15 protein-coding genes are annotated in these 15,284 nt (G+C 63.6%); 7 read left to right on the forward strand and 8 right to left on the reverse strand.

Annotated elements, in window-relative coordinates:
- The first annotated feature begins 79 nt into the window (after positions 1-79).
- Positions 80-970 carry a dienelactone hydrolase family protein gene (locus tag AC1D0N_RS13855; protein ID WP_477244707.1) on the forward strand — a complete coding sequence of 297 codons (891 nt, stop codon included), beginning with the start codon at positions 80-82 and terminating at the stop codon, positions 968-970.
- 10 nt (positions 971-980) lie between these two features.
- On the opposite strand, the gene AC1D0N_RS13860 is transcribed toward AC1D0N_RS13855, so the two are convergent.
- Entirely contained in the window at positions 981-1,880 is a 900-nt protein-coding gene (locus tag AC1D0N_RS13860; RefSeq protein WP_477244708.1) for an EamA family transporter, read from the reverse strand.
- 89 nt (positions 1,881-1,969) lie between these two features.
- On the opposite strand from AC1D0N_RS13860, the gene AC1D0N_RS13865 reads away from it, so the two are divergent.
- On the forward strand, positions 1,970-2,449 hold the full coding sequence (locus AC1D0N_RS13865; RefSeq protein WP_477244710.1) for an Lrp/AsnC family transcriptional regulator: 480 nt from the start codon (positions 1,970-1,972) through the stop codon (positions 2,447-2,449).
- Positions 2,450-2,467: 18 nt separating this feature from the next.
- Here the strand turns inward: AC1D0N_RS13865 and AC1D0N_RS13870 are convergent, their stop codons facing one another.
- Together AC1D0N_RS13870 and AC1D0N_RS13875 are read right to left on the reverse strand one after the other, a co-directional pair.
- Positions 2,468-2,665, reverse strand: a complete 198-nt coding sequence (locus AC1D0N_RS13870; protein ID WP_056582983.1) for a hypothetical protein — start codon at positions 2,663-2,665, stop codon at positions 2,468-2,470.
- Positions 2,666-2,813: 148 nt separating this feature from the next.
- Positions 2,814-3,299: a thioesterase family protein gene (locus tag AC1D0N_RS13875; protein ID WP_477244713.1), complete on the reverse strand. Its 486-nt coding sequence runs from the start codon at positions 3,297-3,299 to the stop codon at positions 2,814-2,816.
- Between the two features lie 191 nt (positions 3,300-3,490).
- Between AC1D0N_RS13875 and AC1D0N_RS13880 the strand changes: the two genes are divergently transcribed.
- The 3 genes from AC1D0N_RS13880 to AC1D0N_RS13890 all read left to right on the forward strand — a co-directional run bounded on the left by AC1D0N_RS13880 (position 3,491) and on the right by AC1D0N_RS13890 (position 9,558).
- On the forward strand, positions 3,491-4,906 hold the full coding sequence (locus tag AC1D0N_RS13880) for an FAD-binding oxidoreductase (protein WP_477244714.1): 1,416 nt from the start codon (positions 3,491-3,493) through the stop codon (positions 4,904-4,906).
- Positions 4,907-4,955: 49 nt separating this feature from the next.
- Positions 4,956-5,429, forward strand: a complete 474-nt coding sequence (locus tag AC1D0N_RS13885) for an STM3941 family protein (RefSeq protein ID WP_477245023.1) — start codon at positions 4,956-4,958, stop codon at positions 5,427-5,429.
- A gap of 181 nt (positions 5,430-5,610) precedes the next feature.
- Complete coding sequence (locus AC1D0N_RS13890; RefSeq protein WP_477244716.1) at positions 5,611-9,558, forward strand: AsmA family protein; 3,948 nt, start codon at positions 5,611-5,613, stop codon at positions 9,556-9,558.
- Between the two features lie 97 nt (positions 9,559-9,655).
- Here AC1D0N_RS13890 and AC1D0N_RS13895 read toward each other — a convergent pair whose 3' ends face one another.
- From AC1D0N_RS13895 to AC1D0N_RS13910, 4 genes are all read right to left on the reverse strand, one after another.
- On the reverse strand, positions 9,656-9,880 hold the full coding sequence (locus tag AC1D0N_RS13895) for a ribbon-helix-helix domain-containing protein (protein WP_477244718.1): 225 nt from the start codon (positions 9,878-9,880) through the stop codon (positions 9,656-9,658).
- A gap of 11 nt (positions 9,881-9,891) precedes the next feature.
- A complete protein-coding gene (locus tag AC1D0N_RS13900) occupies positions 9,892-10,080 on the reverse strand; it encodes a DUF4169 family protein (protein ID WP_477244720.1) in 189 nt (62 codons plus the stop codon).
- 23 nt (positions 10,081-10,103) lie between these two features.
- On the reverse strand, positions 10,104-10,646 hold the full coding sequence (locus AC1D0N_RS13905) for an SspB family protein (RefSeq protein ID WP_477244721.1): 543 nt from the start codon (positions 10,644-10,646) through the stop codon (positions 10,104-10,106).
- 119 nt (positions 10,647-10,765) lie between these two features.
- Positions 10,766-11,452: a TetR/AcrR family transcriptional regulator gene (locus AC1D0N_RS13910; protein ID WP_477244723.1), complete on the reverse strand. Its 687-nt coding sequence runs from the start codon at positions 11,450-11,452 to the stop codon at positions 10,766-10,768.
- A gap of 185 nt (positions 11,453-11,637) precedes the next feature.
- Here AC1D0N_RS13910 and AC1D0N_RS13915 point away from each other — a divergent pair, with 185 nt between their 5' ends.
- Positions 11,638-12,843, forward strand: a complete 1,206-nt coding sequence (locus AC1D0N_RS13915; protein WP_477244725.1) for a multidrug effflux MFS transporter — start codon at positions 11,638-11,640, stop codon at positions 12,841-12,843.
- Between the two features lie 59 nt (positions 12,844-12,902).
- Here AC1D0N_RS13915 and AC1D0N_RS13920 read toward each other — a convergent pair whose 3' ends face one another.
- Positions 12,903-14,327, reverse strand: coding sequence for an aminotransferase-like domain-containing protein (locus AC1D0N_RS13920; protein ID WP_477244727.1), 1,425 nt, complete (start codon positions 14,325-14,327; stop codon positions 12,903-12,905).
- A gap of 83 nt (positions 14,328-14,410) precedes the next feature.
- Between AC1D0N_RS13920 and AC1D0N_RS13925 the strand changes: the two genes are divergently transcribed.
- Positions 14,411-15,274, forward strand: coding sequence for a DMT family transporter (locus AC1D0N_RS13925; protein ID WP_477244729.1), 864 nt, complete (start codon positions 14,411-14,413; stop codon positions 15,272-15,274).
- The last annotated feature ends 10 nt before the right edge of the window (positions 15,275-15,284 follow it).

Consider the following 15,284-nt stretch of genomic DNA (forward strand, 5'->3'; position numbering starts at 1 on the left):
CTCACTCACCCGTGACTGGACCATGCGGACCTCGCCCCTATCTTGCGCAGCAGACATTTCCGAAGTCGAGGAGCGTATGATGACCAAAACCGCCAGCACCAAGCCCGCCATTACCCAGGCGATGATCGATGCCTATGACGAATACACGCATCTGACGCTCGACCGCCGCCGCTTCATGGAGCAGTTGACCAGGCTGGCCGGATCGGGTGCCGCGGCCGCCGCGATCGCGCCGCTGCTTGCCGCCAATTCGGCGCAGGCGGCGATCGTCGCCGACGGCGACCCGCGCGTGAACGGCGAGGACATCACCTATCCCGGCAGCAGCGGTGAGATGAAGGGCTATCTGGTCAAACCGGCGGCGCAGACCGGCAAGCTCGGCACGGTCATCGTCGTGCATGAAAACAGGGGGCTCAATCCGCATATTCGCGACGTGGCGCGGCGCGTGGCGCTGGAAGGGTTCGTGGCGCTGGCGCCGGATTTTCTGTCGCCGCTCGGCGGCACGCCAGGAGATGAGGACAAGGCGCGCGACATGTTCACCAAGCTCGACGCCAGCCAGGTCACGGCCGATGGCGTGGCGACTATCGCCTACCTCAGGGGCGAGAAGGATGGCAACGGCAAGGTCGGCGCGGTCGGCTTCTGCTGGGGCGGCGGCACGGTCAATACGCTGGCCGTCAACGCGCCCGATCTCGCGGCCGGCGTCGCCTATTACGGAATGCAGCCCAAGGCCGAGGATGTAGCGAAGATCAAGGCAGCGCTTTTGTTGCACTATGCCGGCCTGGACGAGCGCATCGACGCCGGCATCGATGCCTACAAGAAGGCGCTCGACGCCGCCCATGTTGAATACACCGTCTATGTCTATGACGGCGTCAACCACGCCTTCAACAACGACACATCGACCGCGCGCTATGACAAGAAGGCAGCGGATCTCGCCTGGGGGCGGACGATCGCTTTCCTGAAGGAGAAGCTCGCATAGCCGATCCGGATCAGTCCGGGGCCGGCTTGTGGAAGGCGACGCCGGCGACGACCAGCGCGATGCCCAGACAATCGCGGATGCTCGGAATCTGGCCGAGCACGACGATGCCGATCAGCGTTGCGGTGACCGGCAGCAGCGACAGCATCAGGGCGAAGCTCGAGCGCGGCAGGCGCGACATGGCGAGCTGGTCGCAGATATAGGGAATGACGGACGAGCAGATGCCGACGCCGATGGCGGCAAGCAGCAGCGGCGGTGAGAAGAAGGCCGGCAGCGCGTCGGTGAAGCCGACCGGCAGCACGATGAGGAAGGCGACCGCCATCGCCGCACCCAGGCCGGCTATGCCGTCGCCGGCACCGGCACCGGCAACGCGGTGGCCGAGCACGATGTAGCCAACGAACAGCGCGCCGTTGAGAAAGGCCCAGGACAGGCCGACCGGATCGCTTGCCCATTTGACGTCGATGAGCAGCAAGGTGCCTGTAACGGCGACGGCAAGGGCGGCGAGATTCCGCGGGCTTCTGAGGCCGAGCAGCGCGACGCCGATGGTGCCGACGAATTCGATCGCCGCCACCAGCGAGATCGGCAAGCGGTCGAGCGCGAGGTAGAACGAGCAATTCATCACCGCCAGGCAAGCGCCGAAGGCCAGGAGCAGCAACCGCGTCGAACGGTCGGCGCGGGCAAAGACCGTCCAAGGCTTGGTCAGCGGCGCAAAGACGAGGGCGGCGGTGGCGATGCGCAGCCATGCCATGCCAAGCACGCCGACATGCGGGAAGAGCAGCACGGCGAAAGCCGGCCCGAGGTAGTGAAACACGGCGCTGACGCCGAACCAGACATGCGGCGGCAGCGAGCTTGCCAGGTTTGCATGGACAGCGCGGGCGGGGCTGGCGACGGGTGCTTGCGTTCGATCATCCATGCGATCAGTATCGCAGGCGATTTACACGATTTATATGGGTGAGGGATAGCATAGATCGCTCCCTACTATTTGGATGCAAGGATTTTTCCATGAAACGCCTTCGAAACGAAACAGCCGATCTGGATGCGGCGGATCTGAAAATCCTGCGCCTGCTGGAAAAGGATGCGCGAACCAGCACGGCGGAACTGGCGCGGGCGGTCGGCCTTTCGGCGCCAAGTGTGGCCGAGCGCATCAAGCGGCTGCAGGAGAGCGGCGTCATCGAGGCCTATACGGTCAGGATCAATCCGGCCGCCCTTGGCATGAAGCTGTCGGCATGGCTGCGGATCAGGCCGGTGCCGGGGCAACTGGCGGTCGTGGCCGAGATCATCCGGGATCTGCCGGAAATCGCGCAATGCGACCGGGTGACCGGCGAGGATTGTTTCATCGCGCTGGCGCATGTCGGCTCGGTGGGCGAGCTCGAACGGGTGATCGACCGCATCATCCCCTATGCCATGACCAATACGGCGATCATCCAGTCGTCACCAGTGGTGGCACGCTCGCCGCTGGAAGCCGTGGTCAGAGGGCAGTGACTCTAAGGGCGGTGATTCTCAGGCGTGGCCTCGCTTCATGCGCGCCTGTTTCAGAATGGCGCGCCAGCGGATCATGTCGAACGGAATCGGCTCGTTGCTGTTGGCGATGTGAAAGATCTCGTTGTTGACGTTCTTCAACGAGCGCCAGAAATCATAGTCGGTAATGCGCGGATCGGCGGCCAACCTGTCGACCTCGACCTTGATGTCGGTTTTCATGCACTTCCCCCGAACCGGCTTCCGCCCCCGCCGCCCGTATCGCAAACCCGATACGAACGGTTTCTACCGCCGTGCTGAGTCGTTCAACGCCTCAATTCGCTTGTTCACGTTAAAACCCCGGTAAGGTTAACGGCGGTCGGCTCCGGGTTCAAGATGTCTTGCGGCGAATACCGATCGAGCGGCCGGCACGCTCCGGCATCGGCAGCACGGCATGGGCGGCGCGCATGGCTTCGACCTTGGCCAGCACATCGGCGGGGAAGGACGCCACCCTGGGGCCGGACATGTCGACATGCAGCGACAGGGTTTCGGAGGTGGCGGCGAGCCAGCCGTCGACATGGCGGATTTCCTGATAGGCCCGCAACCGCTTCTCGTCGTGGTCGATGAGCTGGAAGGAGACGACGACCTTGTGGTCGAGATGCAGCTCCTGGACGTAGCAGACATGGACTTCGGCCGTGTAGATGGTCAGCCGCCGCTGCTTCACGTAATCCAGCCCCATGCCCATGGCTTCGAAGGCTTCGTCAGAGCAGCGATCGAACAGCACGTTGTAATAGGCCATGTTGAGATGGCCGTTGTAGTCGATCCAGTCCTTCTCGATGTCCATGGGTTTTGAGACGAAGGGGGCAGGGATGGGCATGGAAGACTTCCTTTTCGTCTTTGCTGGACAGAGCGTGGCTGGTGAGAGTCTTTTGGTCTGACGCAATCCCCAAGGGAAAGCGCTGTTCGCTTTTCCCGGGAAAACCGCTTCACACTTTTCCTGGAATTGCTTTAGGCATCATCCATAATCGCATAACAAGCGTGGACGCTGGTCCATTCGCGGAGGAATTCATGGCTCTGAGCGACCTCAATCCGGTCGAGCGCAACGAAGAAGGCATCGCCGCGGTGCTTGGCATCCTCAAGCAGCAACTTGGCGAACGCTTCCAGACCGGCCAGGCTGTGCGCTCGCAGCACGCCCACACCACCACCTATATCCCGACGCAGGCGCCGGATGGCGTCGCCTTTCCGGAGACGACTGAAGAGGTGCAGGAGATCGTGCGCGCCTGCGCCGCTCACCGCGTGCCGGTGATCGCGTTTGGCGTCGGCTCCTCACTGGAGGGGCACACCAATGCGCCGGGCGGCGGCATCTCGCTCGATACGTCGCGGATGAACCGCATCCTTGCGGTCAACCCGCAGGATCTCGATTGCACCGTCGAACCCGGCGTGACGCGCGAGGATTTGAACCGGCATCTGCGCGACACCGGCTTGTTCTTTCCGATCGACCCGGGCGCCAATGCCTCGCTCGGCGGCATGGCGGCGACGCGGGCGTCGGGCACCAATGCGGTGCGCTACGGCACCATGCGCGAGAACGTTTTGTCGCTGACGGCCGTCATGGCCGATGGCGAGACGGTGACCACCGGCAAGCGGGCGAAAAAGAGTTCGGCCGGCTACGATCTGACGCGGCTTTTGGTCGGCTCGGAAGGCACGCTCGGCATCATCACCTCGCTGACCTTGAAGTTGCAAGGCATACCACAGGCGATCTCCGGCGGTGTGTGCCCGTTTCCGAGCCTCGAGGCGGCCTGCAACGCGGTCATCGCAACCATTCAGATGGGCATCCCGGTGGCGCGCATCGAACTGGTCAATGCGCTGCAGATGCGGGCGATGAAGAATTATTCGAAGCTCGATTATCCCGAGAGTCCGTGCCTGTTCGTCGAATTCCACGGCAGCGATGCCGGCGTTGCCGAGCAGGCGGAAACTTTTGGCGCGATCGCCGAGGACAATGGCGGTGGGCCGTTCCTGTGGACCAGCGTCGCCGAGGAGCGCACCAAACTGTGGAAGGCCCGGCACGACGCCTACTGGTCGTCGCTGACGCTGCGGCCGGGCGCCAAGGGACTGTCGACCGATGTCTGCGTGCCGATCTCGCGGCTCGCCGAATGCGTCAGCGAAACCGAGGCCGACATAGCCGAGATGGGGCTGATCGCGCCGATCGTCGGCCATGCCGGCGACGGCAATTTCCACGTGCTGGTGCTGATGGATGTGAACGACCCCAAGGAGATCGCGCTGGCCGAAAAATTCGTCGCGCGGCTGAACATGCGGGCGATCGCCATGGATGGCACCTGCACCGGCGAGCATGGCATCGGCCAGGGCAAGGTCGGCTTCCTGCGCCACGAGCTCGGCCATGGCGTCGATATCATGCGTTCGATAAAAAAGGCGCTCGATCCGCAAGACATTATGAACCCGGGCAAGATATTACCGGGCGCGGGGTAGGCATAAAGGCGAGCAGGCGGGGGCGGTGACGCGGAACCTAATCAAGACGATGGAGCCCAGGATCATAACGGGATCGCGCGGCAAGACACTGTTGTACCTGTTCGCCAGCCTCGTCTTCGTCTTTGCTAGCGTCTTCCTGATCCGTGACTCAGCTTCTGATGAAACAGGTCTTTGGTGGGGCATAGCCTTCTTCGGACTTTGCGCGTTGGTATTCGCTTGGGCGCTTGTCCGTCCACAGACGCTGATGCTGGATGGAAATGGCTTCGCCGTCGGTGGCGCTTTTGTTCGATCGCCACATCACATTCCATGGCAAGACGTCCAAGGCTTCTACGTCTACAGCTTGCCGAGAGGCGGCAAGATGATTGGTTACAATTTTGAGCCAGGGGCCAGAAAAGACTCTGCTCTCCGTAGCGTCGCTAGACGGTTGGGGGCCGAAGCCGCATTACCCAAGGGCTGGCCACTGTCGGCCGAGGAGATGGCGGAGCTTCTGAACGACTACCGCCGAGAGGCCTTGGCGCGATAACGTAAGACCGTTGAGCGCGAGGGCAGCCTCTACGCCCTTCGCATAGATCGGCATGCAGGCATCCGAAACTCTCCAGTCCTCCAGATATTGGAGATCACGCAACAGCGGATGAATTGCCTCTTTATCGACACGCTGATGCGGGTAGAGTGCGGCTGGCATTCAACCAACCCAATCGGAGCTGATGCTCGCACGCCTGTTCGTGATCTTCGGTGGCCTTTTCGTGCTGGTGCTGTGTGCGGCGCTGGTGGTGCCGTATTTTGTCGACTGGACAGGTTATCGCGCGGAGTTCGAACGCGAGGCGAGCGCGGTCCTGGGCCGCAAGGTCACGGTCGAGGGCGATGCGACGGCGAGGCTGTTGCCGTTCCCCTCGGTGACGTTTTCGAACGTCACCGTCGCCGGCGGTCCGGGCGGCCAGCCGGCAATGACCGTCGAGACGTTTTCGATGGATGCGGAATTGGCGCCCTTCCTGCGCGGCGAGGTGCTGATCTTCGACATGCGGCTGGTGCGGCCGAAGGCGACCATCGACATCGCCGCCGACGGCACCGTCGACTGGGCGATGCGGCCGTCCTCGCCCTTCGACCTCAACCAGATCTCGATCGAGAAGCTGACGGTGACCGAAGGAGAGATCGCGTTGAGCCATGCCGCCGGCGGGCGCAGCCATCTCATTTCCGAAATCAATTCGACGATCTCGGCCAAGTCGCTGGCCGGGCCATGGCGGATGGATGGATCGCTGCGGCTCGACGGGTTGCGCACCGCGATCACCGCTTCCACCGGCAAGGCTGACGGCACTGGCCAGATGCGGCTCCGGCTCAAGGCCGATCCGAATGCCTATCCTGTTGTCATCGAGAGCGACGGCAATGCCGGTATCGTCAAGGGCGCGGCTGTCTATTCGGGCCAGTTCAAGATTTCCGGTGCCGACAAGAACTCGGCCGAGCTGCGCGGCACCGATGGCGAGAAGGTCAAGGTCAGCGCCGGCAAGCCGGATCCCGGGTTCCGGCTGAACGGCAAGTTTTCGCTCGACCACCAGAAGCTCGGCGTCGATGAATTCCGCTTCGAAACCGGGCCGCTCGACAATCCCTACACCGCCGACGGCAAGGCCACCGTCGATCTTGGACTGAAGCCGCGCTTTTCGATCGAGGCCAATGGCGCGCAGGTGCAGTTCGACGAAGCTGTCGGAGCCGCGGCCGGCACTGGGCTGACGCTTTCCAAGCGCATCGCAGCACTGGAGCAGGCGCTGCTCGATTTGCCGAAGCCGACCATACCCGGCACCGTCGAGGTCAAGCTGCCGGCGGTGGTGGCCGGCGACACGACGGTTCGCGACGTGCATCTCTCCGCCGAACCGACCGATGGCGGCTGGTCGGTGAAGTCGCTGGCCGCGACGCTGCCCGGCCGCGCCACGCTGGAAGCCAACGGCCTGCTCAGCGTCGGGGATCAGTTCAACTTCAACGGCTCGCTGCTGCTGGCCGTGGCGCAGCCTTCCGGCTTTGCCGCCTGGGTGTCGAAGGATGTCGACGAGGCAATCCGGCTGCTGCCCGCTGCCGGCTTCAAGGCCAAGGTCGATCTCTCGGAGAAGCGCCAGGCCTTCAGCGATCTCGAACTCATCCTCGGCAAGGCGAAATTTTCCGGCCGCATCGATTCCAGCCAGCCGGACGATGCCAAGCCGTCGGTGCTGATGCGGCTGCAAGGCGGCGAACTCGACGTGGATGGTCTCGCGGCCTTTGCCTCGATCTTCGTCAGCGACAAGGGCGCCAACCGTTTTTCCGACCGCGACCTCGATTTCCAGATCAAGGCGGGGCCAGTCAGTGCCGGCGGGCTGACCGCCGACACGGTCGATACGGCGTTGCGACTGCGTGACGGGCTGCTCGAAATCGACCGGCTGTCGCTCGGCGGGCTGGCCGGTGCATCGATCAGCGCCACCGGCCGGATCAAGGACTTTCCGGAGAGCCCGACCGGCAAGCTCGACGCGTCGGTGGTCGCTGTCGACCTCAAGCCGTTGATCGATGTTGCCGCACAACACTATCCCGACAACGTGGTGCTGAAAGGGCTCTCGGCACGCGCAGCGGCCTATCCCGACCTGTTCCAGGACGCGCGCATCGATTTGGTGGCAAGTGCCGCCGACAATGGCGACGGCACCACGGGGCTCGCGGTCAGCGGGCAAGGCAAGGCCGGCGGCTCGGCCTTTTCGGCGTCGCTGTCCGGCAAGGGGGCGCCCGACCGGCTTCTCGATGCGCCGATGACACTGACCTTCAATGCGAGAAATCCTGACGCCACGGCGCTGCTGGCGCTCTATGGTTTTCCGGCGCTGCCGCTCGGCATGCTCGGCCAGGCAACCACTGACGTCTCCGCGAAAGGCACGCTTGGCGGCGGCTTGGCAACGAGCGTCAGCCTTGCCGCCGACGACTTCAAGGCTGGCTTTGACGGGACGTTCGCCGACACGCCGCAAGGGGCGACCGCCAAGGGCAAGCTCAGCCTCGAGGCCACCGACATCGAGCCATGGCTGATGACGGCTGGGGTCGGGCTACCGGGCATGGGGGCAGGGATGTCGACGTCGCTCGCGGCCGACGCCGATTTCGGCAACGGCCTGCTGGTGCTCAGCGGGCTCAGCGGCGCCATCAACGAAGCGGCGGTTGCCGGCGACCTCAACATCGACGCGAAGGACGGCCTGCCGCATCTAGCCGGCGCGCTGACACTCGACGAACTGGACCTCGACCCGATGGCGGTAACGCTGTTCGGCGACCAGGCTTTCCTTGGTGAAGGTGGCGCTTGGCCGACGGCGCCTTTCAGCCAGAAGTCCAGCCTGCCGTTTACCGCCGACCTCGACCTGACCACGGCGGCCCTTGCCGCCGGCTCGTTCGCCACAGCCTACGACGCAGGCTTTACGCTGAAGCTCGACCAGGAAGGGATTCGCGTTTCGGACCTCAAGGCCAAGCTCCTGGGTGGTGCGCTGACGGGGCTGTTCGAATTGAAGAATACTGACGGCACCGGGCTTTTCACCGGTCAGATGAAACTGTCGAGCGCCGATCTGGCCACCGTGCTGCCGGACGCCGGAATGACTGGAAAGGGTGATTTCTCCACGTCGCTTTCGACCAGCGGCAAATCGGTCGACGGAATGGTGGCGGCGTTGTCCGGCTCCGGCACGGCGGCGCTGAAAGGCCTGACCATTGCTGGCGTCAATCCTGACGCCTTTGGCGCCTTCATTGCCGAGGCCGACACGATCGGGCGCGATATCGATGCCGCCAAGACCGCCGACTTTGCGCCGCAGATTGCCGCCGATGGCAGTTTTCCGGCGCAGGACACGGATGTTGCCTTCGCCATCGCCGGCGGCACGCTGAGAGCACCGCCCGTCAAGCTGGAGAATCCGCAGGCGACACTGTCCGCCGGCATCACGGCGGACCTGAATGCCGGCACTGTCGCTGCAGCGGGATCGATCGCCTACAGACCAGGCGACGAGGCGCTGGTCGGCTCCGAGCCGACGATGAATTTCAGCGTCGACGGGCCGTTCGGTGCGGCGAAGCGGCAGTTCGACAGCGAACCGTTGGCGCAGTTCCTGACCCAGCGCGCGCTGGAGAAGGAACAGCAACGGGTCGAGGCGATGCAGGCGGCACTGCTTGAAAAACAGCGGCTGCGGCGCGAGGTCCGCTATTACGCGGCGCTGCAGACCGAACGCGACAACGCGGCCGAGGAATTGCGCAAGCAGGAGGAGGCGGCGCGGTTGCAGGCTGAAGCGGACGCCAAGGCGAAAGCGGAAGCCGACGCCAGGGCTCAGGCCGAGGCGGACGCAAAAGCCAAGGCCGACGCCGCGGCAAAAGCTGCAGCGGATGCGGAAGCCCAGGCTGAAGCTGACGCAAAGGCCAAGGCAGATGCCGATGCGAAGGCGCAGGCCGAGCAGCAGGCTGCTGAGGAAGCAGCGAAGGCTGAGGAGCAGCAGCGCAAGAAGGCGGAAGACGCGATGCGCATCGCGTCGCAGGAAAAGGCCAGGCTCGAAGCCGAGCGCAAGGCTGCGGAGCAGGCGCCAAAGGTCGACCGATCGCTCCCTGGCGTCAACGACAATCCACCGCCGGCCCCGCCGAAGCCGAAGGCCAACCCGTTCTCGGTAGACAATCTGCTGAAGTCGCTAGGCGGCGGCTAGAGCCTGTTCCATCCCGATGGAATCGGGATGGGACTCTATCTCTTTGTTTGAGCATGATCTTTTCCGAAAACCGGTTCCCACTTTTCGGGATCATGCTCTAGGCTCCCATCCCGCGCTTTGCCCAGTCCAGCACGTAGAGCCTGAGCGCCGAGGACAAGTTGGCGTCGCGCGGACGGGTTTCGTCGATTTCGGCGACCAGCGCCGCCAATGTCAGTTTTCGCGCAGCCGCGATGACGCTGAGGTCGTCGTAAAACGGCTTTTCGAGCGAATAGCTGGTGCGGTGGCCGCGAATGGTGACCGAGCGTTTTTCGACCGGGCTCACGTCGTCTCGCCCTATTCCGGGTCGGACTTGTCGCGATGATGGCCGGCGACGAACTTTTCGGCCTTGTCGGCGGTCAGGCGATCGTGCTCGCGCTCGCCTTTGGTGCGGCCATGCAGCGCCCGGTTCTGGCTGGCCAGACGGTCCTTCTCAATCCGTGCCTTCTGCTTGCGGGCCTGGCGGAGATTGACGATGTCGGCCATTTTTTCGCGAAGACCTGTCGGGCTCACTTCTTGCGGAAGGCGTCGAGCGAGACGACATCGGCGCTCTTGCCGGCGGCGGCGTCGGCCACGGCAGGCTTCTTTTCGGCCTCGGCGGCAGCCTTCTTCTCCGCCTTCGGCTTTTTCTCGGTGACGATGGCCAGCGGTTCGGGAGCCGGCTTGGCCGATGGTTCGTCCTCTGCCGCCGTGTCCGTCTTGACGTCGAATTCGAGTTCGAAGTTGACGGAGGGGTCGTAAAAGCCGCGCACGGCCGAGAACGGGATTTCCAATTTTTCCGGCACGTCGGAGAAGGACAGTCCGACTTCGAAGCCGGTGTCGGTCACTTTCAGGTCCCAGTACTGGAACTGGATGACGATGGTCATCTGTTCTGGATAGCGCTCGCGCAGCCTTGAAGACACGCGCACGCCCGGCGCCCCGGTGAGGAAGGTGATGAAGAAATGATGGTTCCCAGGCAGGCCGGTGCGCGCGACTTCGGCCAGGACCTTGCGCATGACGCCGCGCAACGCCTCCTGGGCCAGAATGTCGTAGCGGATGTGGTCGTCGGCCATGTGGCGGTCGGGTTCCGTTGAATCGTCCGCATAGCTGTAATCAAGCTTGAGGGCGGCGTAAACCGGATATAGCGCCCGACTTCGCAGATGCGAGGGGGCGATGCCTGCGATTTGATCGCTCAGGCGCCGGCGAGGGCGTTATGTTTGTCGGCGCGAACCGCCTGCCGCTTGCCGAAAGCGCGCAGGAAAGTGCGCACGCCATTGGTTGCCGACTGCAGCACCTCATCGTCGCGAGGCGAGCCGCCGAGCATAAAGGTTGTCTGCAGTTCGGCGTTGGCCAGCGCCAGAAATTGGCGCGCCGCGACATCGGGATCGTCTATCGTCAGGTGCCCGGCATGGGCGAGGCGGGCGAAACGGGCGGCAAGTGCGGGCCATGTCCGGCCTGGCCCCTGGTCGCGCCACTCGGCAAAAAGCTCGGGATAGCGCTCGCCTTCGGTCTGGATCAGCTTGCGCAGGAATTTTCCATCGCGGTTGCAGATGCAATTGCGGTTCATGCGCACCGCAAAGCCGATCAGGTCGGCCTCGAGATCCCTGGGCTGGTCGGGGAAGCTGGCGAAGGTGGCAAAGATCCCGGCATTGCAGCGCTCGGTGAGGTCACGCACCACGGCAACGAACAGCCTCTCCTTGTCGCCATGATGGTTGTAGACGGTCTGGCGCGAGACGCCGGCCTCAGCCGCGATAAGGTCGATATTGGCGCCGGCGAAGCCCTCCCGGCAAAACACCGAGGCTGCAGCATCAACAATCGATATGCGCTTGGCCTCATGGCCGCGTGGCGGGAAAATGTCAGGAGAGACGTGCAGTTTCATGAAAATCTATATAGAGGTGATTGACGAATTAGACAAGACTGTCTAAATTTGTGGACATAACACAAAGAGATTTCGCTCCGGAGAGACGAATTTATTCGCTCTGGAGTCGGGATTTCACGGGATGGAACGTCCTAGGGTAGACGCCGCTTTGCGGCGGCAACCAGAATTCGAAAGAAGCCATTATCATGAGTCCCAAATTCCTCCGCATCGCGGTCGTGCTCGGTTTGTTGTCCGCCATCGGCCCCTTCGCCATCGACATGTATCTTCCCGCGCTGCCCTCGATCGGCCAGGATCTGCACGCCGGCACCGCTGCCGTACAGATGAGCCTGTTGATCTTTTTCCTCTCCATGGGCTTCGGCCAGATCGTCGTTGGGCCGATTTCCGACATGGTCGGCCGCAAGCTGCCGCTCTATGGCGGCCTGGTGCTGTTCATGATCGGCGGCGTCGGCTCGGCGCTGGCGCCGACCATCGAATGGCTGATCGCCTTCCGCTTCCTGCAGGGCCTTGGCGCAAGCGCCGGCATGGCGGTGCCGCGGGCGATCGTGCGCGATCTGCACACCGGCACTGAAGCGGCCAAGCTGATGTCCTTGTTGATGCTGGTGTTTTCGGTGTCGCCGATCCTGGCGCCGCTGACCGGCAGCCAGATCATCGAGAATTTCGGCTGGCGCGCCGTGTTCTGGACGGTGACCGGTGCCGCGCTGCTCGCCACCATCCTTTTGGCGACCTCGCTCAAGGAGACACGGCCGGTCGAAGACCGCGTCGGTTCTTCCTTCGGCACCGCGCTCTCAGGCTACCGCTTGCTGATGGGTGACCGCAACTTCCTCGGCCTAGTGGCCATCGCAGGCTTCGGCATTGCCAGCTTCTTCGTCTATCTCTCCAGCTCGTCCTTCATCCTGATCGACCATTACGGGCTGTCGCCTTCGGTCTACAGCGTGTTCTTCTCGATCAACGCGGTTGCCTTCATCGGCATGTCGCAGCTGACCGGATTGCTAGCCGAGCGGTTTGGGCTGCGGCGCGTAGTGCGTGTCGCGGTGACCGGCTATGCGACGACCATGGTGGTGCTGTTTGCGGTGATGGCAACCGGCGTCGACCGGCTCGACGTGATGGCCGCATTGCTGTTCGTCGGCTACGGCTTCCTCGGTCTCGCCATCCCGACCACGTCGGTGCTGGCCATGGAAGAGCATGGCGAGATCGCCGGAACGGCCTCGGCGCTGATGGGCACGCTGCACTTCGCCATCGGCGCAGTCGCCATGGGTGTCGCCGGTGTGTTCTTCGACGGCACGCCGCTGCCGATGGTGGCCGGCATCACGCTTTGCGCGGTGATCTCGTTCACACTGGCGAAGGTGACGCTTGGCCGTTCGCGCGACGCGGTCGAAGCGCCGGCAGAATAAGCAACACCACCGAGATCGAAAAAGGCCGGGTCAGTGCCGGCCTTTTTCATGAGCGCATTTCAGCCCTGCATCGCCCGTTCAAGCGCCGAGAAGATGCGCGGATCCGATGATTGCGCAACGTTGAAACGCAGATACCCGGTGGCGGATTGCACGAGGCTGAAGGCATTTCCCGGCGCCAGCACGATGTTTTCAGCCAGTGCGCGGCGCGCAATATCGGCCGCGTCCAGGCCCTCAGGCAGCGTGCACCACAGGAACATGCCGCTCCTTGGCTCGATCCATGGCTTGATGCCCATGACCTTCAACCGCGCGCCGGTTTCCGCCATGGCGCGGGACAGGCGATCGCGCAGGCTGTTGATGTGCTTGCGATAGGTTCCATCCCTGAGAATGCCGAGCACAAGCTCGGCGGCAATCGGGCTGCCGCCGAATGAGGTGGCGATTTTCAGGTCGATCAGCCCATCCGTCCAATCGCGTCGGGCGGCGATGAACCCACACCGCGTTGCTGCCGACAGCGTCTTGGAAAAACTGCCGATGTGGATGACCCGGTCGAGCCCGTCAAACGCGGCCAGGCGCGGCGCGGGCTCGTGTTCGAAGTCGGCGAAAATATCGTCCTCGATGATGGTCAGCCCCGATTGCTCGGCGAGCTTCAGCAGCCGGTGTGCAACGACAGGCGAGAGCGTCGCCCCGGTCGGATTGTGGATCGCCGAATTGGTGATGTAGAGGCGCGGCCGATGCTCGCTCAGCGCTTGCCCGAACAGCTCCATGTCGGGGCCGGATTGCGTGTAGGGAACACTGACGACCTTGGCGCGATGCGCGCGCAACAGGGCAAGAAAATTGAAATAGCAGGGGTCGTCGACAAGCACAGTGTCGCCTGGCTCGAGCAGGAACCGGCACAGCAGGTCGATCGCCTGCGTGCCGGATTCCGTCAGCATGATCTGGTCGGGTGCTGCCTCGATGCCGCGCTCGGCCATGCGCCGCGACAGAAGCTGGCGCAGCGGCAAAAGGCCAAGCGGCGTGCCGTAGTCGGTCAAAACAGCGGCATCGGCGCGGGCAAGGCCGCGGAGCGACCGGCGCAAATCGGCTTGCGGCATCCATGTGGCGGGAAGCCATCCGCAGCCCGGCTTCATTGTGTCGCCGCCGGCTTCCAGCGATTGCCGCGACACCCAGAACGGATCCACGGCGCGATCCAGCCGCGGGCCGATCTCGGCAAGAGCCAAAGGCGGCAGGTGGCCGGCGACATAGAATCCCGAGCCGCGCCGCGACTGGACGACGCCTTCGGCGACGAGCCGGTCATAGGCTTCGACCACGGTCGACTTCGAAACGTCCATGACTTTGGCAAAGCCGCGGATGGAGGGCAGTTTCGCGCCCGGTGCGAGCGTTCGTCCCACGATGCGTTGCCGTATCGCCGCCATGATGCGCCCGACAAGCGTGCCGGTGTCGTTCGGACTATCGAGTCTGGTGTCCATCCGTACTGCTCCTGCAGCCATGACAGTTTGCCAAAACTGTCATGCACTGTCTCTTAGAATCCGTCACCGTGCAACCGATACTGCGACGAAACAGGACAGGTGTGATGGACAAGGCGACCAGCGGCTGGATCAACGGCTTTCTCGGGGTGCTGATCTTCAGCGGATCGCTGCCGGCGACACGGGTGGCGGTGGCCGCCTTTGACCCGGTGTTCCTCACTGCCGCTCGCGCGGGAATCGCCGGCGTCCTGGCGCTCTGTCTGTTGCTGGCTTTTCGCGAGAAGCGGCCGGGGGCGACCGATATCGTTTCGCTGATCGTCGTCGCCCTTGGCGTCGTCGTCGGGTTCCCCTTGCTGACGGCGCTGGCGCTCAAACATGTCACCTCGGCGCATTCCATTGTCTTCATCGGCCTGCTGCCACTGGCGACGGCGATTTTCGGGGTGATACGCGGCGGCGAACGACCACGCCCGGCCTTCTGGCTGTTCTCCTGCCTTGGCAGCAGCCTGGTTGCCGGATTTGCGATGACGCAGAGTTCTTCCGTTTCGCCGGTCGGTGACATGTTGATGCTTGCGGCCGTCGTCGTTTGCGGCCTTGGCTATGCCGAGGGTGCAAAACTGTCGCGAACGCTCGGCGGCTGGCAGGTAATTTCCTGGGCGCTGGTTATCTCGTTGCCGATCATGGCAACACTGGCCATCACCATGATGCCGGCGTCTTTTGCCGGAACGGGGCAGGCGGCCTGGATCGGTCTCGCTTACGTCTCGCTGTTCAGCATGCTGATCGGCTTCATCTTCTGGTACCGGGGGCTCGCCCAGGGTGGCATCGCCGCCGTCGGGCAATTGCAGCTGCTGCAGCCGTTTTTCGGGCTGATCCTGGCCGCGACCTTGCTGCATGAAGCCGTGAGTTGGGCCATGGTTGCCGTCACCGCCGCCGTGGTTCTCTGTGTCGCGGGCGCCAAACGCTTCGCCAAATGACGCGTGCCGC

This window comes from Mesorhizobium sp. P2_E10, assembly GCF_056404235.1.

What these genes read in the sequence shown, in the direction of transcription:
- AC1D0N_RS13855 (WP_477244707.1), top strand. Translation starts at nt 80, where the DNA reads ATGACCAAAACCGCCAGCACCAAGCCCGCCATTACCCAGGCGATGATC.
- AC1D0N_RS13860 (WP_477244708.1), bottom strand. Translation starts at nt 1,880, where the DNA reads ATGGATGATCGAACGCAAGCACCCGTCGCCAGCCCCGCCCGCGCTGTC.
- AC1D0N_RS13865 (WP_477244710.1), top strand. Translation starts at nt 1,970, where the DNA reads ATGAAACGCCTTCGAAACGAAACAGCCGATCTGGATGCGGCGGATCTG.
- AC1D0N_RS13870 (WP_056582983.1), bottom strand. Translation starts at nt 2,665, where the DNA reads ATGAAAACCGACATCAAGGTCGAGGTCGACAGGTTGGCCGCCGATCCG.
- AC1D0N_RS13875 (WP_477244713.1), bottom strand. Translation starts at nt 3,299, where the DNA reads ATGCCCATCCCTGCCCCCTTCGTCTCAAAACCCATGGACATCGAGAAG.
- AC1D0N_RS13880 (WP_477244714.1), top strand. Translation starts at nt 3,491, where the DNA reads ATGGCTCTGAGCGACCTCAATCCGGTCGAGCGCAACGAAGAAGGCATC.
- AC1D0N_RS13885 (WP_477245023.1), top strand. Translation starts at nt 4,956, where the DNA reads ATGGAGCCCAGGATCATAACGGGATCGCGCGGCAAGACACTGTTGTAC.
- AC1D0N_RS13890 (WP_477244716.1), top strand. Translation starts at nt 5,611, where the DNA reads ATGCTCGCACGCCTGTTCGTGATCTTCGGTGGCCTTTTCGTGCTGGTG.
- AC1D0N_RS13900 (WP_477244720.1), bottom strand. Translation starts at nt 10,080, where the DNA reads ATGGCCGACATCGTCAATCTCCGCCAGGCCCGCAAGCAGAAGGCACGG.
- AC1D0N_RS13905 (WP_477244721.1), bottom strand. Translation starts at nt 10,646, where the DNA reads ATGGCCGACGACCACATCCGCTACGACATTCTGGCCCAGGAGGCGTTG.
- AC1D0N_RS13910 (WP_477244723.1), bottom strand. Translation starts at nt 11,452, where the DNA reads ATGAAACTGCACGTCTCTCCTGACATTTTCCCGCCACGCGGCCATGAG.
- AC1D0N_RS13915 (WP_477244725.1), top strand. Translation starts at nt 11,638, where the DNA reads ATGAGTCCCAAATTCCTCCGCATCGCGGTCGTGCTCGGTTTGTTGTCC.
- AC1D0N_RS13920 (WP_477244727.1), bottom strand. Translation starts at nt 14,327, where the DNA reads ATGGCTGCAGGAGCAGTACGGATGGACACCAGACTCGATAGTCCGAAC.
- AC1D0N_RS13925 (WP_477244729.1), top strand. Translation starts at nt 14,411, where the DNA reads ATGGACAAGGCGACCAGCGGCTGGATCAACGGCTTTCTCGGGGTGCTG.